Here is a 403-nt window from a genome sequence, read left to right on the forward strand (position 1 = left end):
CTACACCTTGGGCAACAACGTCGAAATTCTCGCTCTGGCAGGTGCCGCAGACCTCAAGGCTACCGGTAATGCCCTGAACAACACCCTGTACGGCAACGATGGCAACAACGAACTCGACGGCGGCCTGGGTGCCGACTTCATGACGGGCGGCGCTGGCAACGATACCTACATCGTCGACAACGTCGGTGACGTGGTCAGCGAGACCAGCATCCTGGCCAGCGAGATCGACACCGTTCGCGCCTCGATCAGCTATTCTCTTGCCGCCAACGTGGAGAACCTCACGCTCACCGGCAGTGCGAATAACTACGCCGTCGGCAACGCGCTGAACAACGTATTGATCGGCAATGACGGCAACAACCAACTGGTCGGGGGGGCTGGCCTCGACACCATGATCGGCGGCAAG

The 403-nt window shown here is 60.3% G+C and carries 1 pseudogene; it reads left to right on the plus strand.

Features of this window, described 5'->3' with window-relative positions:
* A pseudogene (locus tag DCO47_RS26885) lies at positions 1-403 on the plus strand (serine 3-dehydrogenase); the annotation flags it as partial.

Origin of the sequence: Pseudomonas sp. NDM, from assembly GCF_003105095.1 — a bacterium.
GTDB classification, from domain to species: Bacteria; Pseudomonadota; Gammaproteobacteria; order Pseudomonadales; family Pseudomonadaceae; genus Aquipseudomonas; species Aquipseudomonas moraviensis_A.